The 21,230-nt window shown below is 38.0% G+C and carries 35 protein-coding genes; 2 read left to right on the top strand and 33 right to left on the bottom strand.

The window, feature by feature from the left end:
• Window positions 1-410 precede the first annotated feature (410 nt).
• Complete coding sequence (locus ACFSCX_RS17520; RefSeq protein ID WP_377929534.1) at window positions 411-638, bottom strand: hypothetical protein; 228 nt, start codon at window positions 636-638, stop codon at window positions 411-413.
• 230 nt (window positions 639-868) lie between these two features.
• Here ACFSCX_RS17520 and pdaB point away from each other — a divergent pair, with 230 nt between their 5' ends.
• Window positions 869-1,630, top strand: a complete 762-nt coding sequence (gene pdaB, locus ACFSCX_RS17515) for a polysaccharide deacetylase family sporulation protein PdaB (RefSeq protein ID WP_377929533.1) — start codon at window positions 869-871, stop codon at window positions 1,628-1,630.
• Between the two features lie 161 nt (window positions 1,631-1,791).
• Here the strand turns inward: pdaB and ACFSCX_RS17510 are convergent, their stop codons facing one another.
• Complete coding sequence (locus ACFSCX_RS17510) at window positions 1,792-2,385, bottom strand: KinB-signaling pathway activation protein (RefSeq protein ID WP_377929532.1); 594 nt, start codon at window positions 2,383-2,385, stop codon at window positions 1,792-1,794.
• Window positions 2,386-2,525: 140 nt separating this feature from the next.
• Between ACFSCX_RS17510 and gerD the strand changes: the two genes are divergently transcribed.
• A complete protein-coding gene (gene gerD / locus ACFSCX_RS17505) occupies window positions 2,526-3,155 on the top strand; it encodes a spore germination lipoprotein GerD (protein ID WP_377929531.1) in 630 nt (209 codons plus the stop codon).
• A gap of 242 nt (window positions 3,156-3,397) precedes the next feature.
• On the opposite strand, the gene ACFSCX_RS17500 is transcribed toward gerD, so the two are convergent.
• The 31 genes from ACFSCX_RS17500 to rpsQ form a co-directional block, all read right to left on the bottom strand.
• Complete coding sequence (locus tag ACFSCX_RS17500; RefSeq protein ID WP_377929537.1) at window positions 3,398-4,456, bottom strand: Mrp/NBP35 family ATP-binding protein; 1,059 nt, start codon at window positions 4,454-4,456, stop codon at window positions 3,398-3,400.
• 99 nt (window positions 4,457-4,555) lie between these two features.
• Window positions 4,556-5,269 carry an N-acetylmuramoyl-L-alanine amidase CwlD gene (gene cwlD, locus ACFSCX_RS17495; protein ID WP_377929530.1) on the bottom strand — a complete coding sequence of 238 codons (714 nt, stop codon included), beginning with the start codon at window positions 5,267-5,269 and terminating at the stop codon, window positions 4,556-4,558.
• A gap of 62 nt (window positions 5,270-5,331) precedes the next feature.
• Window positions 5,332-5,772 carry a DUF2521 family protein gene (locus ACFSCX_RS17490; RefSeq protein ID WP_377929529.1) on the bottom strand — a complete coding sequence of 147 codons (441 nt, stop codon included), beginning with the start codon at window positions 5,770-5,772 and terminating at the stop codon, window positions 5,332-5,334.
• Between the two features lie 168 nt (window positions 5,773-5,940).
• Complete coding sequence (locus ACFSCX_RS17485; RefSeq protein ID WP_377929528.1) at window positions 5,941-6,264, bottom strand: hypothetical protein; 324 nt, start codon at window positions 6,262-6,264, stop codon at window positions 5,941-5,943.
• Between the two features lie 419 nt (window positions 6,265-6,683).
• Window positions 6,684-7,076 (bottom strand): 30S ribosomal protein S9, encoded by a 393-nt coding sequence (gene rpsI, locus ACFSCX_RS17480; protein ID WP_377929527.1) that lies wholly within the window; start codon window positions 7,074-7,076, stop codon window positions 6,684-6,686.
• A gap of 18 nt (window positions 7,077-7,094) precedes the next feature.
• Window positions 7,095-7,532 carry a 50S ribosomal protein L13 gene (gene rplM, locus ACFSCX_RS17475; RefSeq protein WP_377929526.1) on the bottom strand — a complete coding sequence of 146 codons (438 nt, stop codon included), beginning with the start codon at window positions 7,530-7,532 and terminating at the stop codon, window positions 7,095-7,097.
• A 157-nt stretch (window positions 7,533-7,689) separates the two neighbouring features.
• Window positions 7,690-8,433: a tRNA pseudouridine(38-40) synthase TruA gene (gene truA / locus ACFSCX_RS17470; RefSeq protein ID WP_377929525.1), complete on the bottom strand. Its 744-nt coding sequence runs from the start codon at window positions 8,431-8,433 to the stop codon at window positions 7,690-7,692.
• A 10-nt stretch (window positions 8,434-8,443) separates the two neighbouring features.
• On the bottom strand, window positions 8,444-9,241 hold the full coding sequence (locus tag ACFSCX_RS17465) for an energy-coupling factor transporter transmembrane component T family protein (protein WP_377929536.1): 798 nt from the start codon (window positions 9,239-9,241) through the stop codon (window positions 8,444-8,446).
• Window positions 9,242-9,243: 2 nt separating this feature from the next.
• Window positions 9,244-10,113 (bottom strand): energy-coupling factor ABC transporter ATP-binding protein, encoded by an 870-nt coding sequence (locus ACFSCX_RS17460; protein ID WP_377929524.1) that lies wholly within the window; start codon window positions 10,111-10,113, stop codon window positions 9,244-9,246.
• On the bottom strand, window positions 10,089-10,931 hold the full coding sequence (locus ACFSCX_RS17455; RefSeq protein ID WP_377929523.1) for an energy-coupling factor ABC transporter ATP-binding protein: 843 nt from the start codon (window positions 10,929-10,931) through the stop codon (window positions 10,089-10,091). The genes ACFSCX_RS17460 and ACFSCX_RS17455 overlap by 25 nt, the downstream gene beginning before the upstream one ends.
• 98 nt (window positions 10,932-11,029) lie before the next feature.
• Window positions 11,030-11,392 carry a 50S ribosomal protein L17 gene (rplQ, locus tag ACFSCX_RS17450; RefSeq protein WP_377929522.1) on the bottom strand — a complete coding sequence of 121 codons (363 nt, stop codon included), beginning with the start codon at window positions 11,390-11,392 and terminating at the stop codon, window positions 11,030-11,032.
• 71 nt (window positions 11,393-11,463) lie between these two features.
• Entirely contained in the window at window positions 11,464-12,408 is a 945-nt protein-coding gene (locus ACFSCX_RS17445; RefSeq protein WP_377929521.1) for a DNA-directed RNA polymerase subunit alpha, read from the bottom strand.
• 174 nt (window positions 12,409-12,582) lie between these two features.
• Window positions 12,583-12,972 (bottom strand): 30S ribosomal protein S11, encoded by a 390-nt coding sequence (rpsK, locus tag ACFSCX_RS17440; protein ID WP_377929520.1) that lies wholly within the window; start codon window positions 12,970-12,972, stop codon window positions 12,583-12,585.
• 18 nt (window positions 12,973-12,990) lie between these two features.
• The gene (gene rpsM / locus ACFSCX_RS17435; RefSeq protein ID WP_377929519.1) at window positions 12,991-13,356 is read right to left on the bottom strand and encodes a 30S ribosomal protein S13; all 366 of its coding nucleotides are present in this window, start codon (window positions 13,354-13,356) and stop codon (window positions 12,991-12,993) included.
• 18 nt (window positions 13,357-13,374) lie between these two features.
• Window positions 13,375-13,488 carry a 50S ribosomal protein L36 gene (gene rpmJ, locus ACFSCX_RS17430; protein ID WP_003156543.1) on the bottom strand — a complete coding sequence of 38 codons (114 nt, stop codon included), beginning with the start codon at window positions 13,486-13,488 and terminating at the stop codon, window positions 13,375-13,377.
• Window positions 13,489-13,526: 38 nt separating this feature from the next.
• On the bottom strand, window positions 13,527-13,745 hold the full coding sequence (infA, locus tag ACFSCX_RS17425) for a translation initiation factor IF-1 (RefSeq protein WP_163181858.1): 219 nt from the start codon (window positions 13,743-13,745) through the stop codon (window positions 13,527-13,529).
• The gene (locus tag ACFSCX_RS17420; protein WP_377929518.1) at window positions 13,723-14,058 is read right to left on the bottom strand and encodes an RNA-binding protein; all 336 of its coding nucleotides are present in this window, start codon (window positions 14,056-14,058) and stop codon (window positions 13,723-13,725) included. The genes infA and ACFSCX_RS17420 overlap by 23 nt, the downstream gene beginning before the upstream one ends.
• 16 nt (window positions 14,059-14,074) lie before the next feature.
• Window positions 14,075-14,821 carry a type I methionyl aminopeptidase gene (map, locus tag ACFSCX_RS17415; protein WP_377929517.1) on the bottom strand — a complete coding sequence of 249 codons (747 nt, stop codon included), beginning with the start codon at window positions 14,819-14,821 and terminating at the stop codon, window positions 14,075-14,077.
• Complete coding sequence (locus ACFSCX_RS17410; RefSeq protein ID WP_377929516.1) at window positions 14,818-15,471, bottom strand: adenylate kinase; 654 nt, start codon at window positions 15,469-15,471, stop codon at window positions 14,818-14,820. The genes map and ACFSCX_RS17410 overlap by 4 nt, the downstream gene beginning before the upstream one ends.
• Window positions 15,472-15,527: 56 nt before the next feature.
• Entirely contained in the window at window positions 15,528-16,823 is a 1,296-nt protein-coding gene (secY, locus tag ACFSCX_RS17405) for a preprotein translocase subunit SecY (RefSeq protein ID WP_377929515.1), read from the bottom strand.
• Window positions 16,823-17,263: a 50S ribosomal protein L15 gene (gene rplO / locus ACFSCX_RS17400; protein ID WP_377929514.1), complete on the bottom strand. Its 441-nt coding sequence runs from the start codon at window positions 17,261-17,263 to the stop codon at window positions 16,823-16,825. Before rplO ends, secY begins: the two co-directional genes overlap by 1 nt.
• A 33-nt stretch (window positions 17,264-17,296) precedes the next feature.
• On the bottom strand, window positions 17,297-17,479 hold the full coding sequence (gene rpmD / locus ACFSCX_RS17395) for a 50S ribosomal protein L30 (protein ID WP_377929513.1): 183 nt from the start codon (window positions 17,477-17,479) through the stop codon (window positions 17,297-17,299).
• A 13-nt stretch (window positions 17,480-17,492) separates the two neighbouring features.
• Window positions 17,493-17,990 (bottom strand): 30S ribosomal protein S5, encoded by a 498-nt coding sequence (rpsE, locus tag ACFSCX_RS17390; RefSeq protein WP_377929512.1) that lies wholly within the window; start codon window positions 17,988-17,990, stop codon window positions 17,493-17,495.
• 18 nt (window positions 17,991-18,008) lie between these two features.
• Window positions 18,009-18,371 (bottom strand): 50S ribosomal protein L18, encoded by a 363-nt coding sequence (rplR, locus tag ACFSCX_RS17385; RefSeq protein ID WP_377929511.1) that lies wholly within the window; start codon window positions 18,369-18,371, stop codon window positions 18,009-18,011.
• 31 nt (window positions 18,372-18,402) lie between these two features.
• Complete coding sequence (gene rplF, locus ACFSCX_RS17380; RefSeq protein WP_377929510.1) at window positions 18,403-18,939, bottom strand: 50S ribosomal protein L6; 537 nt, start codon at window positions 18,937-18,939, stop codon at window positions 18,403-18,405.
• 31 nt (window positions 18,940-18,970) lie between these two features.
• Window positions 18,971-19,369: a 30S ribosomal protein S8 gene (rpsH, locus tag ACFSCX_RS17375; protein WP_377929509.1), complete on the bottom strand. Its 399-nt coding sequence runs from the start codon at window positions 19,367-19,369 to the stop codon at window positions 18,971-18,973.
• Window positions 19,370-19,399: 30 nt separating this feature from the next.
• Window positions 19,400-19,585, bottom strand: coding sequence for a type Z 30S ribosomal protein S14 (locus ACFSCX_RS17370; RefSeq protein WP_026569056.1), 186 nt, complete (start codon window positions 19,583-19,585; stop codon window positions 19,400-19,402).
• 32 nt (window positions 19,586-19,617) lie between these two features.
• Complete coding sequence (rplE, locus tag ACFSCX_RS17365) at window positions 19,618-20,157, bottom strand: 50S ribosomal protein L5 (protein WP_377929508.1); 540 nt, start codon at window positions 20,155-20,157, stop codon at window positions 19,618-19,620.
• Window positions 20,158-20,180: 23 nt separating this feature from the next.
• Window positions 20,181-20,492 (bottom strand): 50S ribosomal protein L24, encoded by a 312-nt coding sequence (gene rplX, locus ACFSCX_RS17360; protein WP_377929507.1) that lies wholly within the window; start codon window positions 20,490-20,492, stop codon window positions 20,181-20,183.
• A 51-nt stretch (window positions 20,493-20,543) separates the two neighbouring features.
• Window positions 20,544-20,912, bottom strand: a complete 369-nt coding sequence (gene rplN / locus ACFSCX_RS17355; protein ID WP_377929506.1) for a 50S ribosomal protein L14 — start codon at window positions 20,910-20,912, stop codon at window positions 20,544-20,546.
• A gap of 42 nt (window positions 20,913-20,954) precedes the next feature.
• Window positions 20,955-21,218 (bottom strand): 30S ribosomal protein S17, encoded by a 264-nt coding sequence (rpsQ, locus tag ACFSCX_RS17350; protein ID WP_377929505.1) that lies wholly within the window; start codon window positions 21,216-21,218, stop codon window positions 20,955-20,957.
• Window positions 21,219-21,230: the final 12 nt, after the last annotated feature.

Below are 21,230 nucleotides of genomic sequence, written 5' to 3'. Positions count from 1 at the left end.
GCGTTCGTCCTGAGCCAGGATCAAACTCTCCAAAAAGATGTTTGATTGCTCAAAAACACCGACAATCTACAATTGTAGATTTTAAAAATTATTGATGGTTATTTACTATGAAATAACCTCGTTGGTTTATAAAACCAACACGCTTGACGTTTTGTTTAGTTTTCAAAGAACTCATCATGGCCAGTGACCGTAATGTTTTTTCGCTCAGAGGCGACTTTTATAATATAACACACTATCCAAATCGAAGTCAACTACTTTTTTAAAAATAGTATTTGACTTGTTTCAAACTTATTTGTCATCTCTGCAAACATACGCAACAGCGACGGTCATTAATATAACATACATACTCTTCAAGCGTCAACATAATTAAAAGAGGAGATTATTGGTAATTACCAAATCCCCTCTTCCTACTATTTATAATGTCTAATGGGTTTAGTTCTCATGTACTTCGTACATTCGTTAGGAGAAGCAACTCTTCTAAATAAACGAAATAATATTTGATATCTTTCCTCCATTGCTCGTTTCACTATATGGTCAATTCTTGAATCTTGAAAATCATGAAGGATCTCATCCATTTCCCTTTTGAGGAGATATTCTAATTCTTTAATTTCCTTTCCATTAACTAAAAAGCCTAACATGATGTCACCTCTTTATTGGAATAAGTGCTTATTAGAATATAGTTTAGTTTTAGGATCTACTATTTCTCATTCAAATGAAGTAAGATTTTACCCAATCATTTACCGGTATATTTAATTATTACCAAAAACTAAGATTTTATGAAAAAAATAGAATTCAAAATTCTTTTGCACATAAAAAGTACAAGCGTGCATATGTATTTCACTAGAGACTGTCTCAAGGAGGATTCGAGATGAATTTTTTCTTTGTTCTTAATGGAAAAAAAGTAAAACATTCTTTAATCATTATGATTGCAGCTTTTTTTACTGCAGGTATATTGTTTGTTGAGAACAGTTTAAAAGAGCCCGTGTTTTCAACAGAGAATGGCCCTCGTGCCATTTATAAAGGAGAAGGCAAGGATAATAAAGTTGCATTAACTTTTGATATTACTTGGGGCGATGAAAGAGCTATTCCTATTCTCGATGCACTCAAAGCAAATAATATTAAAAACTGCACTTTCTTTTTATCTGCTTCCTGGGCTGAAAGACATCCGGATATTGTAAAGAGGATTGTGGAAGACGGTCATGAAATTGGTAGTAAAGGCTACCAATACAAAAACTACGCTGACCTAGAAGAACAAAAGATTAAACGCGATATTCTTCAAGCACAGGAAGTTTTTAAAACACTAGGTGTTAAGGATGTTACCTTACTTAGAGCTCCAACTGGTGCATTTAATGATAAAGTGTTAAAGGTGGCAGAAAACGTTGGTTATACACTTGTCCATTGGAGTGTAAACTCAGATGATTGGAAAAACCCCGGAACAGAAATGATTATTGAAAATGTAAAGGGAATGAAACCAGGGGATATCATCCTATTGCATGCATCTGATTCAGCTAAACAAACGGATACGGCAATACCACAGATTTCTAAACTTCTTAAACAGAAAGGGTATGGCACCTACTCTGTATCTGAGCTTATTTCAAACACGGATGCAAAGTCCAATGAAGTAAAGTAAAGAAAAAAAGGCTCAGGGCGAGCTTTCCCTTTTCTTCATTACAGGTTATTTGACCTCGAGGGCTGGGCGCTGGAGCCAGATTACTACGCTCATCACTCAGTTATCCACAAATTGTGAGCTTTTATAGTTTCCAAAACAAAAAAAGCTGACATTCCAAATTGTCAGCTTTTTTTTATGAGCTTGTGTAGCGCCAGCAATTGGTAACTGTTGCAGATTAATAAAGGAAAAAGCATTAAATATAACCAGCTTTCTTCATTTGCGCGAAGAGCAGGTATCCATTCAATTGTTGTAACAACTACCATAAAAAACATTGCTGGAATAAAAGCATGCTTGTTCGTTTGACTTTTCTTAATATATGCAACAATAAGTCCATATGTAAAAATAAGGATTGGAAACAATACATAAGCTAATATACTTTCTTCCGATTGAGCAAACCACTGAAAGCGGAAGTAGACAAGATCAAATATTACAAACACAATTAAAATTATTTGTACAGGAGACCATAAAGATTTAAAAATCCCCAATCCAAATCGATGCACCGTTAAGTAAGCAAAAAATCCCATCTGACTTATAACACTAAAAATAAATCCTAATCCTAATAACCAAAACGTTATAGAAAGAATTTCCTTTATATTAAAGGTGGAAAAAAAAGGCTGGTATTCTGACCATCTAATAATAAATCCTAAAATAATCGTACTTATTCCCCCTACCATTAATGTAGAGAAGAAGAGTCGTACTACGTTACGGCTTTTCACATTATTTCCTCCATTCATTCAATCCAATCTGATTTTACCAACGACAGCATAAAAAAGCTAGTAAATCCATTAATGAATGTATAATTTTTAGTAGAAAAATCATATTAAAAGTAGGGTAAGAAATGAAAGGAGAATGTGAAATGGGCAAACTTAAACTGCTCCTCCTTTTTATTGTTTTGTTCACTTTGGCTGCATGTGCAGGTGGCGGAGAACAAGGTAGTGGACAAGCTGATTACGAACAGACTAAAAAGATGGTAGTAGATATTCTTAAAACAGATGAAGGAAAAAAAGCTATCGAAGAAGTTATGTCAGATGATAGCATGAAACAAGCTCTTGTTATGGATCAAGCAATTGTTACTGAAACGATTCAGACAACATTAACATCCAAAGAAGGAAATCAATTTTGGTCTGATGCCTTTAAAGATCCTAAGTTTGCTGAAACTTTTGCAAAGAGTATGCAGTCTGAGCATGAAAAACTAATAAAAGGACTAATGAAGGATCCTGAGTACCAGAAAATGCTCATGGAAGTATTTCAAAACCCAGATGTAGAGAAACAAATAACGACTTTGCTTAAAAGTACTGAATTCAGAGGGCATCTACAGCAAGTCATTACCGAAACCTTTGAGAGTCCTCTTTTTAAAGCTAAAATAGCCGATGTTGTCATAAAAGCTGCCGAAGAAATGCAACAATCAGGTGGAAAGAAGGAAGAAGGTGGCGGTGGTGGTGGAGGCTCAGAAGAGGGCGGCGATAGCGGCTCAGGGGCTTCATAAATATCTTTTATTCAAGATGAAAGGACAAAAGGCGCAAGCTCTTCGATTAGTCTAAGGTAAGCAAGTGTTCTGTCTTGAAAAAGGCGTGGTTTTCTCTTTTATTCATGACAGGACATTTGACCTCGAATGGCTGGGCGCTAAAGCTGGATTTAGCTGTAACATTGAATTAATTAAACACCAGAAACGTATACTTTCTTAACTTACAAAAAAAGGGTGACGGTTCCATACCGCACCCTTTTTTATTACTTTTGAGTTAATTCTACTACTTTTTCGGCAATGGATAAATAAATCTTCCCTAACTTATGGTCTTCAGCATAAATCGATGGTGCAAAATCATCGTCGTTCCAGTCAGGTTGTTGTAATGGTAATTGACCAAGTACCTCTGATTGTAGTTCATCGGCTAATTTCTGACCTCCGCCTTTACCAAAAACATATTCCTTTTCTCCTGTAACTTTACTTTCAAAATAGGACATGTTTTCAATTACACCAAGTATCTCATGTTCTGTTCTTAGTGCCATTGCACCTGCTCTTGCTGCAACAAATGCAGCTGTTGGGTGAGGAGTTGTTACAATAATTTCTTTACAGGATGGTAACATTGTATGAATATCTAATGCAACGTCCCCTGTTCCTGGAGGTAAATCTAATAGTAAATAATCTAGATCTCCCCACTCGATATCATTAAAGAAATTATGGAGCATTTTACCTAGCATTGGTCCTCTCCATATAACTGGGGCATTGTCTTCTACAAAGAAGCCCATTGAAATAACCTTTACGCCCATTCGTTCAACTGGGATGATTCTTTCCCCTCTTACAACAGGTCGTTTCGTAATGCCCATCATATCTGGAACACTAAAACCGTAGATGTCTGCATCAATGATTCCTACTTTTTTTCCAAGTCTAGCTAAGGAAACAGCTAAGTTCACAGAAACCGTGGATTTCCCAACGCCACCTTTCCCACTAGCAATAGCAATAAAGTTTGTTTTTGTTGTAGGAGATAAAAGTGATTGATCCTGTGGATTCGTCTCTGTTGAAGCAAATTTAGCAAGTTCATCCTCTGTCATGTTGGTAAAGCGTAAACCTACTGTTTCTGCTCCAGCCTCCTTTAATACTTGTACGACAGATGATTGAAGTTGCATTTGTTCAGCTGTACCCGTTTTGGCAATAGCAATTTTTACACTAACATGATTTTTCTCTTCTTTTACTTTTATCTCTTGGATTCCATTTGTTTCTTCTAATGTCTTATGTAAAAACGGATCCATCATTTTATTTAAGATGGAGCGAATTCTTTCTTCTGTAATCATTCTTGCACCCCTCTTGTATTCGTTTTCTTCGTTAGTATACCATAATTCAATCATTTTAAGTGTCCTTCACGCATTCAGCCATTGCCTATGAAAAACTCCTTAATTTGGAGGAGTGGGTTCGTTTGTAAAATATCGTAAAATTCCTTCATAAATCGATGCAGCCATTTTTTCTTGATAATCCTCTTTCATTAGAAGTTGGCGTTCATGAGGATTTGATAAAAAGCCTACTTCTACTAAAGCTCCTGGCTTTTGTGCATTTTTTAATAGGTAGATTCCACTTATGGCTTTTGCAGAACGATGTGTATTTTCTAGGTTACGCTTTATTTCATCCTGTATCATAATAGCAATGCGTTTATTTTCTTCCAATGACCCATAATAGAAAGTTTGTGCCCCGCTCCAGCGTTCTGAAGGTATAGCATTTAAGTGGATTGTAATAAACATGCTCGCTTCGGAATGGTTAATAAAGTCTACTCTATTTTTTAAATCCTCCACCTTTCGATTTCGGATTCCTTTCTTATCTCCAGCTAGATCATTGTGATCTTCTCTAGTCATTAATACAAGCGCACCTTGCTGTTCAAGATATGCCTTTACTTTAAATGCTATATTAAGAGCTATATCACGCTCAAAAACCTTTCCATTATAGTCTGCTCCCCCATCAGGACCACCATGGCCAGGGTCTAACACAATGACTTCTCCACTTAACGGGAGATTCCATGAGTTCCAAGAGTCATTTATAACGAACTGATATTGTATAATAAATAGTAGGGCGATGATTCCAATAGTAAAACCAATAAATTTTCGTTTCCCCTTCACCATTTTCTCCTCCCTGCTTTTCCCTTCTATTCACTATATGGGACAAGTGAGAGAAATATGATTTAATGTAAACGAAGTTTGTGTCTCATGATTCCTTTTTGAAATCCTTCATTGATCCATTTCGTAACAAATTGCTCACACGCCATATACAATGATTCGCTAATAAAATCGTTATCGCCCATGTTTCCCCAATATTGTAAGTAATCATATAAGGTATCAATCAAATATTTTTCCTCATAATAACAACGTTTTTTAATACTATCAAACGACTCTCCATAATGACCAACTCTTCCATAGCTTGCTCCTAATAGGTATGCTTCTACTGCAACATCAACACTGCCATCCTCAATGGCTTGTGAAAACATAGCACGCTTAAAAAAGGGTTGAAAATATTGGTTCACTTCTTTTAATAATTTTTCTAAAGAAAGCTCTCTGAGCACTTTCTTCTCAAATTTAACTTGTTTTTCTTTTCTCTTTTCCTTAAACGACATAATCACTGCCATATAAATCAGCCCCCATTTTCTATCTCTATACCAATAGGATGCACGAAATAGCATAAGGGTTGAATGGCAATTTTATCACATGGTACCAATTTTGTAGCTAATCAGAACAAAAGGCGCAAGCGCTGATATGAATAAATAAAAGTCCTATTACTGAGGACTTATTTGTGGTTATCCAATAAATGATGGTAGTACACTTCCCGGTGGATATATCGTTGCCGTTATAGCTCGCTCCTTAATTGTGGCCAGTTCGAAGCTTGAAGTAATGATTTCTACATCTATACTGTAATTTTGTGTTCCAGCTCCAGGTAAATCAACCCAAGTTAATGGTAATACTACTTGAGGACCAGGTGTAGCATCGCTTTGGTCGATTTCGCGGTAGACAACGATTGAATCACCCTCTTCTCTGTTCAATATAAGCGCAATAGCAAATTCGCCATCTGATTGTGCATCCCTTTCTGCTAACTCAACTGTCACAGTAGCATCTAGCTTCACTACTTCTTTCTGTTGTAGTAAATGGAGGAATACTTAGTACAGGAATAGTTTCAATAGAGCCAGTTAACTCTCTCTCTATTTCCTCATTAGAAGAAGCAAGTAAACTTTGTATTTAAGCTTTGTGACGGTATACTTGGAATTTTTATAACCGGGTTTACATTAATGGTTTGGTGATTCCTAATACTACAACAACATGGTGAGGTGCCACATTTCTGAAATCGTCTTGTATCAATTCCCAATCTTTACACCTCCTAATTTGTATTCTTAGTATAACTATAAGATTATCGATGGATAAGCTGTTGGTGTGGGTCATTCGTGGATTTTCCAGAGGAATTTGGATGCAATCAACATCAGAAGCCTTTCATTTTAAATATAAAAAAACCCCCAACCAAATTGGTTGAGAGTTTTGAAGTGAAAAATTAACGCTTTGAGAACTGAGGTGCACGACGAGCACCTTTAAGACCGTATTTTTTACGTTCTTTCATACGTGCGTCACGAGTTAAGAATCCAGCGCGCTTTAGAGTTAAACGGAATTCTGGATCTGCTTGAAGTAATGCACGAGAAATCCCGTGACGAATTGCTCCAGCTTGACCAGTGTATCCGCCACCTTTAACACTAACAAGAACATCGTAGTTACCTAAAGTTTCAGTTGCAACAAGTGGTTGCTTAACTACTTCTCTAAGTGCTGGTAGTGGTAAATAATCTTCAAATTCACGCTCATTAATTACTACACGTCCGTTACCAGGAACTAAACGTACACGAGCTACGGAGCTCTTACGACGTCCAGTACCGTAATATTGTACCTGTGCCAATATAATAACCTCCTTAAATTATCCGCGAAGTTCGTAAACTTCTGGCTTTTGTGCTTGATGTGGATGTTCGCTTCCTGCATAAACGTGAAGCTTCTTACCCATTTGACGTCCTAATGGACCTTTTGGAAGCATACCTTTGATTGCAAGCTCTAACATTTGAACTGGGTAGTTCGTACGCATTTCAAGAGCAGTTCTAGTCTTAAGACCGCCTGGGTGCATGCTGTGACGGTAGTAGATTTTGTCAGTTAACTTCTTACCAGTTAATTCAATTTTATTAGCGTTTAAGATAATTACGTGATCACCAGTATCGATATGTGGTGTATAAGTTGGCTTATGCTTACCACGTAAGATAGATGCTACTTCAGTAGATAGACGACCTAAAGTTTTGCCTTCAGCGTCTACTACGTACCATTTACGATTCACTTCACTTGGCTTTGCCATATAAGTAGTACGCATGTGTTTCCCTCCTAATTAATCAATCAAGTTCATTTTTAAAGCTATTTTTATTATCATCACAGATAAGTTCCGGGGCTTATTTGTGGGGTTTAAAAATAGTACCATATGCAATAATATACTGTGAGAATACTAATGTCAAGAGAATGTTACACCAGGTTTAGTTGTTATAGTTTACTTTCCATAAATATAATCCATGACTTGGTGCGGTTTTCCCTGCTTTTGTACGATCTTTCATTTCTAATATGGTGACAATTTCCTTTGAACTACGGTAGCCTAATCCCACTTCAAGAATCGTCCCAACCATAATTCTAACCATATTATAGAGGAAACCATTCCCTACAAAGCGAAATGTCAGCATATCGCTTTCTTCAAAAAACTCAATTTCATAAACCGTGCGGATTTTATCCTCAATCTCTGTTTTGGCAGAACAAAATGATGAAAAATCTTTTGTACCAATAAAGTACTTAATTGCTTCTTTCATCGCAATATAATCAAGTGAGTGAGGAACATGATGTACATAATGTCGCAAAAATACATCCCGGTCACGTTTTAATAAAATCTTGTACTGGTATTCCTTACTTATCACATCAAAACGAGCATGAAAGTCCGAATGTGTTTTTTGTACATCCTTGACTACGATCTCATCTGGAAGTAAAGAGTTTAAGGCCACCTTCCATCGATTGGCTGGGATTGCTAACGGCGAATCAAAGTGAATCACTTGTCCAATCGCATGTACTCCCGCGTCAGTTCTTCCTGAAGCATGTATTCGAATGAATTCACCTTTATGCATCTTTTGTAGTGCATCTTCAATCACAGCTTGAACCGTTCGACGATTCGGTTGTACTTGATAACCGGAAAATGCAGAACCATCATATGAAATAATACATTTTAAACGTTGCATGGTATCACCCTCATAATCGAAGGAATAATAAAATAATGGTTACAATTCCTATACTTAATAGAAACAGTGTATCCGATAGTTTCCATTTTAATTCTCTATACTTCGTTCGACCTTCTCCGCCCCTATATCCCCTTGCTTCCATTGCGTTTGCAAGCTCTTCTGCTCTTCTAAATGAATTTATAAACAACGGGACTAATAAAGGTATAATTGCCTTTAAACGGTCTTTAAGCGGACCGCTTGTAAAGTCAACTCCTCTAGCTGTTTGTGCTTTCATAATTTTCTCAGTTTCTTGCATTAACGTTGGAATAAACCGCAAAGAAATGGACATCATTAATGCTAACTCATGAACGGGTAATCCCAAGCGCTTAAACGGCTGTAATAAGCTTTCCATCCCATCAGTGACCTCAATGGGCGTTGTCGTTAATGTTAATAAGGATGTCATCATTATTAGTAAGAAAAAGCGAATGGATATAAAGATCGCTTGTCTCAAACCCTCTTCATGAATAGAAAGTGGACCAAGGGTAATTAAAACCTCCCCCTCTTTTGTCATCATTAGATGCAGTATGAACGTAAAGAGAATTATCCAAATGATAGGTTTAAGACCCTTAAGAATATATTGAAATGGTACTTTTGTTAGCGAAGTAATAAAAACAGTATAGGCAATCAAAAGTCCATACGTAAGTGCATTATCAGCTAGGAATACAATCATAACAAAAGAAAAGATAAGCAGTAATTTAGACCGTGGATCCATTCGATGAATAAGAGATGGTGCTGGTACATACTTTCCAATGATCATGCTTTCCATCATGCTCATAACCTATTCTCCTTTTGAAGAAATTGATAGATTGCTTCTACCATTTCATCAATAGTTAGGTAAGTTCCCTCAACGCCCTTATTAGATGTTTTTTCGAACGCTTCAATAAACTGATAAGGCTCTGGGATATCTAATCCAACTTGAGCAAGTTTTTCTTTTTGTGAGAAAACTTCATGCGGCGTTCCTTCTAAATACACTCGGCCCTTTTCCATGACAATGATAAGGTCTGAATAGGCTGCTGCATATTCCATGCTATGAGTAATCATAATGGTCGTTAAGTTCCTTTGTTTATGTAAGGTTGAGAATAATTCGAGCATCTCTTTTTGACCTCTTGGATCTAATCCAGCAGTCGGTTCATCAAGAATAATAACCTCTGGCTCCATCGCCAGTACTCCAGCAATAGCTACCCTTCTCATTTGACCTCCACTTAATTCAAAGGGAGAACGGTCTAAAAATTCCTCACTTAATCCTACTAAGGAAAGAGCTTTTCTTGCTCTTCCTTTGGCTTCCTTTTCACTCACACCAAAGTTCATGGGACCGAAGCAAATGTCCTTCTCTATCGTCTCCTCAAACAATTGATGCTCTGGAAATTGAAAAACCATCCCTACCTTCTTTCTTAATGATTTTATCTGCTTATCCTTTTTGTTTGGAGTAAGGGTGAACTCCCCAATTTGTATAGTACCTTTTGTCGGCATTAAGAGTGCGTTTAAATGCTGAATGACAGTTGATTTACCAGATCCAGTGTGTCCAATAATAGAGACAAAAGTACCACTTGGGATAGCTAAATCGACTTCAACTAAAGCAAGTCTTTCAAAAGGTGAATTCGCCTGGTAGCGGTGGGTCAGTTTTTGAATGTTGATGTCCATAATTCTTTAATCAATCCTTCATTCGTTATATGGAATTGTTTTAAGCTAATACCTTTTTCCATTAACTTTTTACGAACCTTTACTGGAAAAGGAACATCAAGGCCGATCTTTTCCAATTCGGCATCCAGCTTAAAAATCTCTTCTGGAGTTCCTTCGGCAAATATAGATCCCTTATTAAATACAATCATTCGGTCTGCCTTTGCCGCTTCGTTTAAATCATGTGTTATTGAGATAACTGTTATCTTCTCGGTTTGCTTTAGTTTGTTTATAGTATGTAAAACCTCGTGTCGACCTTTTGGATCAAGCATAGATGTCGCTTCATCTAATACAATAATATCAGGTTGTATTGCTAGAATACTAGCGATGGCGACTCGCTGTTTTTGTCCTCCAGACAAATGGTGGGGCTCTTGATTTAGAAATTCTTCCATATTCACAAGGCCAAGACTATTTTGGATTCGCTCCACCATCTCTTCCCTTCGTACACCCCTGTTTTCTAAACCAAAAGCCACATCATCCTGAACAGTTGTACCTACAAATTGATTATCTGGATTTTGAAATACCATCCCAATTCTATTTCGGAAATCCCATACCGTATCCTCTGTAAGGTCTATCTCATTATCTAGTACAATGGATCCTTCTGAAGGCAGTAATAGACCATTTAATAGCTTTGCAATGGTTGATTTACCAGACCCATTATGGCCAACTATGGCAACCCATTCGCCTTGAAATATGGAGAAATTCACTTTTGATAGTGCGAACTCTTCTTGGTTCGGATATCGAAAAGAAACATCTTGGACAGTCAATATTGCTTTTTCCATAACGTCCCTCCTATACATTTCAGGATAAAAAACACAAAAAAAGGGCTCAGATCCAATTAAAATAGAACTGCCGCCCTTTCAGTAGTCATTATATCGTATTACACTAACTCGATGATTACCATTGGTGCACCGTCTCCACGACGAGGTCCCATTTTAAGGATACGAGTATATCCACCTTGACGTTCTGAGTAACGAGGTGCAATATCACCGAATAGCTTTTGAATTGCGTCTTGGTTTGTCTCTTCGTTTGCTACTTCGTGACGAACGTAAGCAGCAGCTTGACGACGAGCATGTAAATCACCACGTTTACCAAGAGTGATCATTTTTTCAACAACTGACTTAAGTTCTTTGGCTCTTGCTTCAGTTGTTTCAATGCGCTCGTTGATAATTAAATCTGTCGTTAAGTCACGAAGTAATGCTTTACGTTGAGCACTTGTACGACCTAATTTTTGATATGCCATCGGAAGTTCCCTCCTTTTGTTGAAATCCCATCCTCTCTTAAATGAGAAAAGATGAGTCAAAAGCTTACTAGTTAGTCATCCTTACGAAGGCCTAAACCTAGTTCTTCTAATTTATGTTTAACTTCCTCTAGAGATTTGCGCCCTAGATTACGAACTTTCATCATATCTTCTTCAGTTTTGTGAGCTAGTTCTTGAACCGTATTGATACCAGCACGCTTCAAGCAATTGTAAGAACGGACAGATAAATCTAGTTCTTCAATTGTCATCTCTAGCACCTTTTCCTTTTGGTCTTCTTCTTTCTCTACCATGATTTCAGCATTTTGTGCTTCATCAGTAAGACCTACAAAGATATTAAGATGTTCAGTTAAAATTTTTGCACCAAGTGCTACTGCCTCTTTTGGTCCGATGCTACCATCAGTCCAAACATCAAGAGTTAACTTATCAAAGTTTGCTTCTTGACCTACACGTGTATTCTCTACTTGGTAAGTTACACGAGAGACAGGCGTATAAATCGAATCAATTGGAACAACCCCAATTGGCTGGTCTTCTCTTTTGTTTAAATCAGCTGGTGTATACCCTCTACCACGTCTAGCTGTTATTCGCATACGCAATGTTGCATTTTTGGCTAGAGTCGCGATATGAAGATCAGGGTTTAAAATCTCTACATCACTATCATGCGTGATATCTGCAGCAGTAACAGTTCCTTCACCTTGAATGTCAATCTCAAGTGTCTTTTCATCATCTGAATAGATCTTAAGTGCTAACTTTTTAAGGTTCAAGATGATGGTTGTAACATCCTCTACGACACCTTCAATAGTTGAGAACTCATGCAGTACACCATCTATTTGAATAGCAGTAACAGCTGCACCAGGTAGTGAGGATAATAGGATACGACGTAAGGAGTTACCCAAAGTAGTACCATATCCACGCTCAAGTGGTTCGACGACAAATTTACCGTATTTGGCATCATCGCTGATTTCAACCGTTTCGATTTTTGGTTTTTCAATTTCGATCATTATAAACCCTCCTTCAAAACGTCGAAACCCCGGCTAGACACAGTTGTCTAACCGAAATTCCCCATTAGGCAGTTCCCGTTTTGCGCACAACAACTTGATCAATCTTTTGTATATTTACAAAAACATTGTATCATATCCCATTATAGACAGGGTTTCAAAATCTATACAGATAAATTAAACACGACGACGCTTTGGTGGGCGGCAACCATTGTGAGGTACTGGAGTAACGTCCTTAATAGCAGTTACTTCTAAACCTGCAGCTTGAAGAGCACGAATCGCAGCTTCACGTCCTGCACCAGGACCTTTAACTGTTACTTCAAGTGTTTTTAAGCCATGCTCCATTCCAACTTTAGCAGCTGTTTCAGCAGCCATTTGAGCAGCGAAAGGAGTAGACTTACGAGAGCCTTTAAATCCTAGAGAACCAGCACTTGACCATGAAAGAGCATTACCGTGAGAGTCAGTAATCGTAACGATTGTGTTATTGAATGTAGAACGGATATGTGCCATACCTGTTTCTATATTCTTTTTCACACGACGTTTACGAGTATTCGTTTTACGAGCCATTGAGATATACCTCCTTTACTATTTTTTCTTGTTTGCTACCGTACGACGTGGGCCTTTACGAGTACGAGAATTGTTCTTCGTATTTTGACCACGAACTGGTAAGCTACGACGATGACGGAGACCACGATATGAACCGATCTCGATTAAACGCTTAATGTTTAAGTTAATCTCACGACGAAGATCTCCTTCTACTTTTAAACGATCGATAGCTTCACGGATTCTTCCTAATTCATCTTCTGTTAAATCACGAACACGAGTATCTTCAGAAACACCAGCTTCCGCTAGTACTTGCTTTGCTGTTGAGCTTCCAATACCAAAAATGTAAGTTAAGGAAATTACAACGCGTTTATCACGTGGAACGTCTACACCTGCAATACGTGCCATGAGTGCACCTCCTTCTTATTAGCCTTGTTTTTGCTTATGTTTTGGATTTTCACAAATAACCATTACTTTACCCTTACGGCGAATAACTTTACATTTTTCGCAGATAGGCTTTACTGATGGTCTTACTTTCATCTTTTAAACCTCCTTAATATTACGGAGTGCTAGTTTTTTTATTTGAAACGATACGTAATACGACCGCGAGTTAAATCATAAGGCGACAATTCAACAGTTACTTTGTCTCCTGGCAAAATGCGGATGAAGTGCATTCGTATTTTACCGGAAACATGTGCTAGAACAACATGACCGTTTTCTAACTCAACCTTAAACATTGCATTTGGCAATGTATCTATAATCGTACCTTCAACTTCAATTACATCGTCTTTCGCCATCAGCATAATCTCCCTTCTTCAAATCAGCAACCTGCTCATTGACAAACTTTGTTAATGCATAACGTAATTTCCCGTTTGTCACACGACCTGTTTCGCTAATACTGCTCTGAACTTCCGGGGAAATGTTATCAAAAAATTCAAGATGGTTGATATTCTTCCTTTTTGGCTTATCGTATTTCCGCTTATCACCATCAGCGAGCAATACAAACCGTTCGTCCAGAATTCCTATAATTATAGAATATTGTCCTGAATCTCTACCATGTGTAGTATAGACAAACTGACCAATTCGTGGAATCGAATCAGATTCATTCACCCATTATCACCTTCACTTAGGCTTTTGTTAAGATTTCATAACCTTCTTCTGTAATAGCAATGGTGTGTTCAAAGTGAGCACACATTTTACCATCGACTGTTACAACTGTCCAGTTATCTTGTAATGTTTTCACATAACGGCTACCAGCATTAATCATTGGCTCAATCGCTAAAACCATTCCAGGCTTTAGCCTTGGTCCTTTGTTTGGTGGGCCATAGTGGGGTATTTGAGGATCTTCATGTAGATCCTGCCCAATCCCATGTCCAACATACTCACGAACAACCGAAAATTGATTAGATTCAACATATACTTGAATGGCATGAGAGATATTACTAAGTCGTACACCAGGCTTAGCTTCAGTTAATCCCCGGTACAACGATTCCTCCGTCACATCAAGTAAACGTTGATTTTCATCTGATATTTTTCCAACACCGTATGTCCATGCAGAATCACCATGATAACCATTATACTTGGCCCCAATATCTATACTAATGATATCTCCTTCATGAAGCATGCGATCACCAGGAATCCCATGAACGAGTTCTTCGTTGACGGAAGCACATATACTACCAGTAAAGCCATTATATCCTTTAAAGGATGGAACAGCATTATGCTTACGTATAAAACTATCAGCTATAGCATCGAGTTCCTTTGTCGTAATCCCTGGTTTTATATGTGATTTTAATTCTTGATGTGTCAATGCAACAATTCGGCCAGCTTCTCGCATTATTTCAATCTCGCGAGGAGTCTTGCAAATGATCATTTAGATAAGCCTCCAAGAACTTGATTGATGTCAGCAAAAACATCATGAATGTCCTGTTCACCATTGATTGTACGTAGATAACCTTTTTGATCATAGAAATTGAGTAAAGGTTCCATCTGTTTCGTATTAACTTCTAGACGATTACCTACTGTTTCAGCATTATCATCATGACGTTGATACAATTCTCCACCACACTTATCACAAATACCTTCTTGCGTTGGTGGGTTAAAGACTAGATGGTACGTAGCACCACACTCTTTACAAATACGACGACCTGTTAAACGTTCCATTAATAGACTTTGATCTACATGGATGTGGATTACATAGTCAAGCGTACGTTGAAGGTCAGATAACATTTGTTCTAAAGCTTCGGCTTGGGCCACTGTACGTGGAAACCCGTCTAATAGAAAACCTTTTTTACAATCATCTTTACCTAAGCGTTCACGAACAATACCTATTGTTACTTCATCTGGAACAAGTTGACCTTGATCCATAAAAGATTTTGCTTTTAAACCTAACTCTGTGCCTTCTTTTATAGCAGCTCGGAACATATCACCTGTTGAGATATGAGGGATATGAAACTCTTCTACTATACGTTCAGCTTGAGTTCCCTTTCCTGCACCAGGCAAACCCATTAATATCAATTTCATAAATCGTTAACCCCCTCAGTAGCTATGAGGCAAAGGGAAGAGTATCTCCCCATCCTCTACTGCTTAATAAAACCTTTATAATGTCTCTTCACTAACTGACTTTCAAGTTGTTTCATTGTTTCTAGTGCAACACCAACTACAATTAACAAGCTTGTTCCGCCAATTTGTGCTGAAGGTGGCAACTTAGCAAAATTGATAAAGAAAACAGGTAAGATTGAAATAAGTGACAAGAAGAGTGCTCCAACAAATGTTAGGCGATACAAGATCTTTGTAAAGTAATCTTGAGTATTTCTTCCTGGACGAATACCTGGGATATAACCACCTTGCTTCTTTAAATTTTCCGCCATTTGCTCAGGGTTAACTTGAACAAAGGTGTAAAAATATGTGAAAGCAATAATTAGTGCAACATAGACAATCATACCGATTGGTTTTGTATAATCAAACGTATTTTGAATCCATGTTGTCACATCATTAGTACCAAAGAACGACGCAATTGTCGGTGGAGTAATGATAAATGATACAGCAAAGATTACCGGGATAACCCCTGCAGCATTCACTTTTAATGGAATATGAGTTGATTGTCCTCCAACAGGATTTCTACCAACTAACTTCTTCGCATATTGTACTGGAATCTTACGAAGTGCTTGTTGAATGAAGATTACACCTACAACAATAGCCAATACAGCCACTAACAATAGAACCACTGTTACAATTCGAATGAATAATTGTTCACCAGCGTCTTCAAATTGTTGAGCATAGATTTGATTTACGGTTGTCGGAATTGCAGCAACGATACCAGCGAAGATTAAAATCGAAATGCCGTTTCCTACTCCCTTACTTGTGATCTGTTCACCAAGCCACATTAAGAAAGCAGTACCTGCAGTTAATACAGTTGCAATAAATAAATACGTTAGTGGTTCTGGATTTTCAATTAATTGACCGCCAAATAAGTTGTTAAAACCAATTGACATACCAATTGCTTGAATAAATCCAAGAACGATAGTTCCATAGCGGGTAAACTGAGCTAGTTTACGACGCCCTACTTCACCTTGCTTCGCCCATTCAGCAAACTTAGGAACAACATCCATCTGTAATAATTGAACAATGATGGATGCTGTAATGTAAGGCATAATACCCATTGCGAAGATTGAGAAGTTTTGTAAGGCTCCTCCACCAAATGTATTTAAGATTCCAAACACATTTAGTTCATCTTGGAATTTTAATACATCCGTTCTTACACCTGGTACAGGAATAAATGTACCAAGTCTAAAAACAATCAGCATTAAAAGTGTAAAAATGATTTTTGAGCGAATATCACTCACGCGCATAAAATTGGAGATTGTCTGAAACATTAAACCACCTCAGTTTTACCGCCAGCCGCCTCAATCGCTTCCTTAGCAGAAGAAGAGAATTTATGAGCCTTGACAGTAAGTTTCTTTTCTAGCTTACCTTTTCCAAGGATTTTAACGCCAGCAGTATACTTGCTGATAACACCAGTTTCTAATAATAGTTCTGGAGTAACTTCAGTTCCTTCTTCAAAACGATTTAATGTATCTAAGTTTACGATTGTGAATTCTTTACGATGAATGTTCGTGAAACCACGCTTTGGTAGACGTTGGAATAAAGGAGTTTGACCACCTTCAAATCCAGGACGAACACCTCCACCTGAACGAGCATTTTGACCTTTATGACCTTTACCAGCTGTTTTACCATTACCAGAACCGATACCACGTCCTACACGGTTACGTTCCTTACGAGAACCCTCAGCAGGTTTTAATTCATGAAGTTTCATTTGGGCACCTCCTTATTATAACAGTTTCATTCATTATTGTTCTTTTACCGTAACAAGGTGAGAAACTTTGTTAATCATTCCGCGAATCGCAGGGTTGTCATTGTGTACGACTGTTTGATGCATCTTGTTTAAACCAAGAGTCTTAACAGTTACACGTTGATCCTCTGGACGACCAATAACACTGCGAGTGAGGGTAATTTCTAATTTTTTTGTCATTATATTTCCCTCCTTATCCTAACAGTTCTTCTACCGTTTTACCACGTAGCTTTGCAACATCTTCAGCACGCTTTAAGTCTTTAAGTCCATTGATTGTTGCACGAACCATGTTAATTGGTGTGTTTGTTCCTAATGATTTTGATAGGATGTCACCTACACCAGCTAATTCTAATACCGCACGAACTGGACCACCAGCGATAACCCCAGTACCCTCAGAAGCAGGCTTTAATAAAATGTTACCAGCTCCAAATTGTCCAATTACTTGGTGTGGAATTGTTGTACCAACAGTTGGTACAGAAATTAAGTTTTTCTTTGCATCTTCAATTGCTTTGCGGATTGCATCTGGTACTTCTTGAGCTTTCCCAGTTCCAAATCCAACATGACCATTTTTATCTCCAACTACCACTAGTGCAGCAAAGCGGAAACGACGTCCACCTTTTACAACCTTAGCTACACGATTAACGGCAACTACACGCTCTTCAAGTTCTAACTTGTTTGGATCGATGCGCATTTATGTCCCTCCTTTTTATTAGAATTGTAGACCTGCTTCACGAGCAGCATCTGCAAGAGCCTTAACACGGCCATGGTATAAGTAACCACCACGGTCAAATACCACGTTAGTAATACCCTTTTCTACCGCACGCTTAGCTACTAGATCACCTACTGCCTTAGCAGCATCCATGTTACTAGTAGAATCAATAGAAAGTTCTTTATCTAAAGTTGATGCACTCGCGATTGTTACTGAGTTTGTATCATCAATAACTTGTGCATAAATATGTTGATTAGAACGGAACACGTTTAAACGCGGACGCTCAGCTGTGCCTGTTAATTTAGAACGAACACGAGCGTGTCTCTTCTTACGAGTCGCATTTTTATCTTGTTTCGTAATCATTTAGGTCACTCCTTTCTCTTACCTAATGGTATTACTTCGCAGTCTTACCTTCTTTACGACGTACATATTCACCTTCGTAACGAATACCTTTACCTTTATAAGGCTCTGGTGGACGAACGTCACGGATATTTGCAGCAAGCGCACCAACACGCTCTTTATCAATACCCTTAACAATGATTTTTGTGTTTGCAGGAACATCGATTTCGATTCCTTGCTCTGGTGTGATTTCAACTGGATGAGAGTAACCTACGTTTAAAACAAGTTTGTTACCTTGCTTTGAAGCACGGTATCCAACCCCGATTAACTCAAGTCCTCTTTCATAACCATTTGTTACACCTTGCACCATGTTGATTAACAAACTAGTTGTCGTACCATGAAGTGCTCTATGTTCTTTATTATCAGTAGGACGTACTACTGTTAAGATGTTATCTTCTAATTTGATTTCCATGTCAGGATGGAATGTACGAGTTAATTCACCCTTTGGTCCTTTGATTGTTACTGTGTTGTTGTTGTTAGTAACAGTAACACCTGCTGGAATCTCAATTGGTTTTTTACCTATACGAGACATTTTGATTGCACCTCCCTCTTATTACAAGTGATTACCAAACGTATGCGAGTACTTCTCCACCGATTTGCTTTTGACGAGCTTCTTTATCAGTTACAACTCCGCTTGAAGTGGAAACGATCGCAATACCTAAACCATTTAGTACGCGAGGCACTTCATTTGCTGGAGCATAAACACGTAAACCAGGTTTAGAAATTTTCTTTAGTCCAGTAATTACACGTTCATTATTTGCACCGTACTTTAGGAAAATACGAAGTATACCTTGCTTGTTATCTTCAACGAATTCTACATCACGAACGAAACCTTCACGCTTTAAAATTTCAGCGATTTCTCTCTTCAATTTAGAAGCTGGGATTTCTAATTTCTCGTGACGAACCATGTTCGCATTACGAATGCGAGTAAGCATATCTGCAATTGGATCTGTCATGACCATTGAATTTTACCTCCTTCCCATGCTTGGGTATTACCAACTAGCTTTTTTAACACCTGGAATTTGCCCTTTATAAGCGAGCTCACGGAAACAAATACGGCAAAGCTTAAATTTACGTAGTACAGAGTGTGGACGTCCACAACGTTCGCAACGTGTATACTCTTGAACTTTAAATTTTTGCTTGCGCTTTTGCTTTGCAATCATTGATTTTTTAGCCACAGTTTCGCCTCCTCTTCATTAGTTGGCATCTATTACTTTTGGAACGGCATTCCTAATTGAGTTAATAGTTCACGAGCTTCCTCGTCAGTATTAGCAGTTGTAACAATAACAATATCCATACCTCTTACTTTTGATACTTTATCGTAATCAATTTCAGGGAAGATCAACTGCTCTTTAATTCCTAATGTGTAGTTACCACGGCCATCAAATGCTTTGTTTGATACCCCACGGAAGTCACGCACACGTGGAAGTGAAACAGATACTAATTTGTCTAGGAACTCATACATGTGTTCTCCACGTAGAGTAACTTTAGTACCGATCGGCATACCTTCACGTAGACGGAAGCCTGCGATAGATTTCTTAGCTCTTGTTACTACTGGTTTTTGACCAGCGATTGTTGTTAATTCTTCAACAGCTGTATCAAGTGCCTTCGCGTTAGCAACAGCATCACCAACACCCATGTTGATAACGATCTTTTCTAGCTTAGGTACTTGCATTACTGATTTATAATTAAACTTGCTCATTAGAGCAGGAGTAATCTCTTTTTGGAATTTTTCTTTTAGGCGGTTCATTTCCGTTGACCTCCTTTCATACGTTATTTATCTAAAGATTCACCTGATTTTTTAGCGATACGAACTTTTTTCCCATCAACTAGCGTATATCCTACTCGTGTAGGCTGACCACTCTTTGGATCTAATGGCATTACATTAGAAACATGAATTGGTGCCTCTTGGCTGATGATTCCACCCTGTGGATTAGCTTGTGATGGTTTAGAATGCTTTTTAACCACGTTTACACCTTCAACTAGAACGCGGTCCTTCTTTGGAAAAGCTTCAAGGATAACTCCTTGTTTGCCTTTGTCTTTACCGGAGATAACCTGTACTTTATCACCTTTTTTCACATGCATCGATCGTGCACCTCCTCTTACAAGGCATTCATTTTATAGTCAAACTTTTCATTATAATACTTCTGGAGCTAGAGATACGATCTTCATGAAGTTACTATCACGAAGTTCACGTGCAACTGGTCCGAAGATACGAGTTCCACGAGGGCTCTTGTCATCACGGATGATAACACAAGCATTTTCGTCAAACTTGATGTATGAACCATCTTGGCGACGAACACCACTCTTAGTTCTTACAACAACCGCTTTAACGACATCACCTTTTTTAACAACGCCTCCTGGTGTTGCTTGTTTTACCGTAACAACGATAACATCACCAATGTTTGCTGTCTTTCTTCCAGAACCACCAAGTACTTTGATTGTTAATACTTCACGAGCACCAGAGTTGTCAGCAACTTTCAAACGAGATTCTTGTTGAATCATACTATGAAACCTCCCTTCGGAATAAACATGATCCGAACATTATTAGATAATTACGGCTTTCTCAACAACTTCTACTAAACGGAAACGCTTTGTAGCAGATAGAGGACGTGTTTCCATAATACGTACGATGTCGCCCACTTTTGCTTCGTTCATTTCATCATGAGCTTTGAACTTCTTAGAGTACTTAACACGCTTTCCGTAAAGTGTATGCTTTTTATAAGTCTCAACTAGAACAGTTACTGTTTTATCCATTTTATCGGAAACAACACGTCCAGTGTAAACCTTACGTTGGTTACGCTCAGTCATTCAGCAAACCTC

The organism is Bacillus salitolerans (genome assembly GCF_042680805.1).
Lineage (GTDB): Bacteria > Bacillota > Bacilli > Bacillales > SA4 > Bacillus_CJ > Bacillus_CJ salitolerans.
The sequence above is the reverse complement of the archived record's forward strand: the minus strand, read 5'-3'. Positions and strand labels throughout refer to the sequence as shown.

Coding starts and splice junctions, on each gene's coding strand:
- ACFSCX_RS17520 (WP_377929534.1), bottom strand. CDS start 638: ATGTTAGGCTTTTTAGTTAATGGAAAGGAAATTAAAGAATTAGAATAT.
- ACFSCX_RS17410 (WP_377929516.1), bottom strand. CDS start 15,471: ATGAAATTGATATTAATGGGTTTGCCTGGTGCAGGAAAGGGAACTCAA.
- infA (WP_163181858.1), bottom strand. CDS start 13,745: ATGGCGAAAGACGATGTAATTGAAGTTGAAGGTACGATTATAGATACA.
- rpsM (WP_377929519.1), bottom strand. CDS start 13,356: ATGGCACGTATTGCAGGTGTAGACGTTCCACGTGATAAACGCGTTGTA.
- ACFSCX_RS17460 (WP_377929524.1), bottom strand. CDS start 10,113: ATGGACATCAACATTCAAAAACTGACCCACCGCTACCAGGCGAATTCA.
- rplR (WP_377929511.1), bottom strand. CDS start 18,371: ATGATTACGAAACAAGATAAAAATGCGACTCGTAAGAAGAGACACGCT.
- rpsE (WP_377929512.1), bottom strand. CDS start 17,990: ATGCGCATCGATCCAAACAAGTTAGAACTTGAAGAGCGTGTAGTTGCC.
- rpsK (WP_377929520.1), bottom strand. CDS start 12,972: ATGGCTCGTAAAACGAATACTCGTAAACGTCGTGTGAAAAAGAATATA.
- gerD (WP_377929531.1), top strand. CDS start 2,526: ATGGGCAAACTTAAACTGCTCCTCCTTTTTATTGTTTTGTTCACTTTG.
- rplN (WP_377929506.1), bottom strand. CDS start 20,912: ATGATTCAACAAGAATCTCGTTTGAAAGTTGCTGACAACTCTGGTGCT.
- rpmJ (WP_003156543.1), bottom strand. CDS start 13,488: ATGAAAGTAAGACCATCAGTAAAGCCTATCTGCGAAAAATGTAAAGTT.
- secY (WP_377929515.1), bottom strand. CDS start 16,823: ATGTTTCAGACAATCTCCAATTTTATGCGCGTGAGTGATATTCGCTCA.
- ACFSCX_RS17445 (WP_377929521.1), bottom strand. CDS start 12,408: ATGATCGAAATTGAAAAACCAAAAATCGAAACGGTTGAAATCAGCGAT.
- ACFSCX_RS17500 (WP_377929537.1), bottom strand. CDS start 4,456: ATGATTACAGAAGAAAGAATTCGCTCCATCTTAAATAAAATGATGGAT.
- rpsQ (WP_377929505.1), bottom strand. CDS start 21,218: ATGACTGAGCGTAACCAACGTAAGGTTTACACTGGACGTGTTGTTTCC.
- truA (WP_377929525.1), bottom strand. CDS start 8,433: ATGCAACGTTTAAAATGTATTATTTCATATGATGGTTCTGCATTTTCC.
- rplM (WP_377929526.1), bottom strand. CDS start 7,532: ATGCGTACTACTTATATGGCAAAGCCAAGTGAAGTGAATCGTAAATGG.
- rplO (WP_377929514.1), bottom strand. CDS start 17,263: ATGAAACTTCATGAATTAAAACCTGCTGAGGGTTCTCGTAAGGAACGT.
- pdaB (WP_377929533.1), top strand. CDS start 869: ATGAATTTTTTCTTTGTTCTTAATGGAAAAAAAGTAAAACATTCTTTA.
- ACFSCX_RS17490 (WP_377929529.1), bottom strand. CDS start 5,772: ATGGCAGTGATTATGTCGTTTAAGGAAAAGAGAAAAGAAAAACAAGTT.
- rplF (WP_377929510.1), bottom strand. CDS start 18,939: ATGTCTCGTATAGGTAAAAAACCAATTGAGATTCCAGCAGGTGTTACT.
- rplQ (WP_377929522.1), bottom strand. CDS start 11,392: ATGGCATATCAAAAATTAGGTCGTACAAGTGCTCAACGTAAAGCATTA.
- rplX (WP_377929507.1), bottom strand. CDS start 20,492: ATGCATGTGAAAAAAGGTGATAAAGTACAGGTTATCTCCGGTAAAGAC.
- rpsH (WP_377929509.1), bottom strand. CDS start 19,369: ATGGTCATGACAGATCCAATTGCAGATATGCTTACTCGCATTCGTAAT.
- rplE (WP_377929508.1), bottom strand. CDS start 20,157: ATGAACCGCCTAAAAGAAAAATTCCAAAAAGAGATTACTCCTGCTCTA.
- map (WP_377929517.1), bottom strand. CDS start 14,821: ATGATCATTTGCAAGACTCCTCGCGAGATTGAAATAATGCGAGAAGCT.
- ACFSCX_RS17455 (WP_377929523.1), bottom strand. CDS start 10,931: ATGGAAAAAGCAATATTGACTGTCCAAGATGTTTCTTTTCGATATCCG.
- ACFSCX_RS17465 (WP_377929536.1), bottom strand. CDS start 9,241: ATGATGGAAAGCATGATCATTGGAAAGTATGTACCAGCACCATCTCTT.
- rpmD (WP_377929513.1), bottom strand. CDS start 17,479: ATGACAAAAAAATTAGAAATTACCCTCACTCGCAGTGTTATTGGTCGT.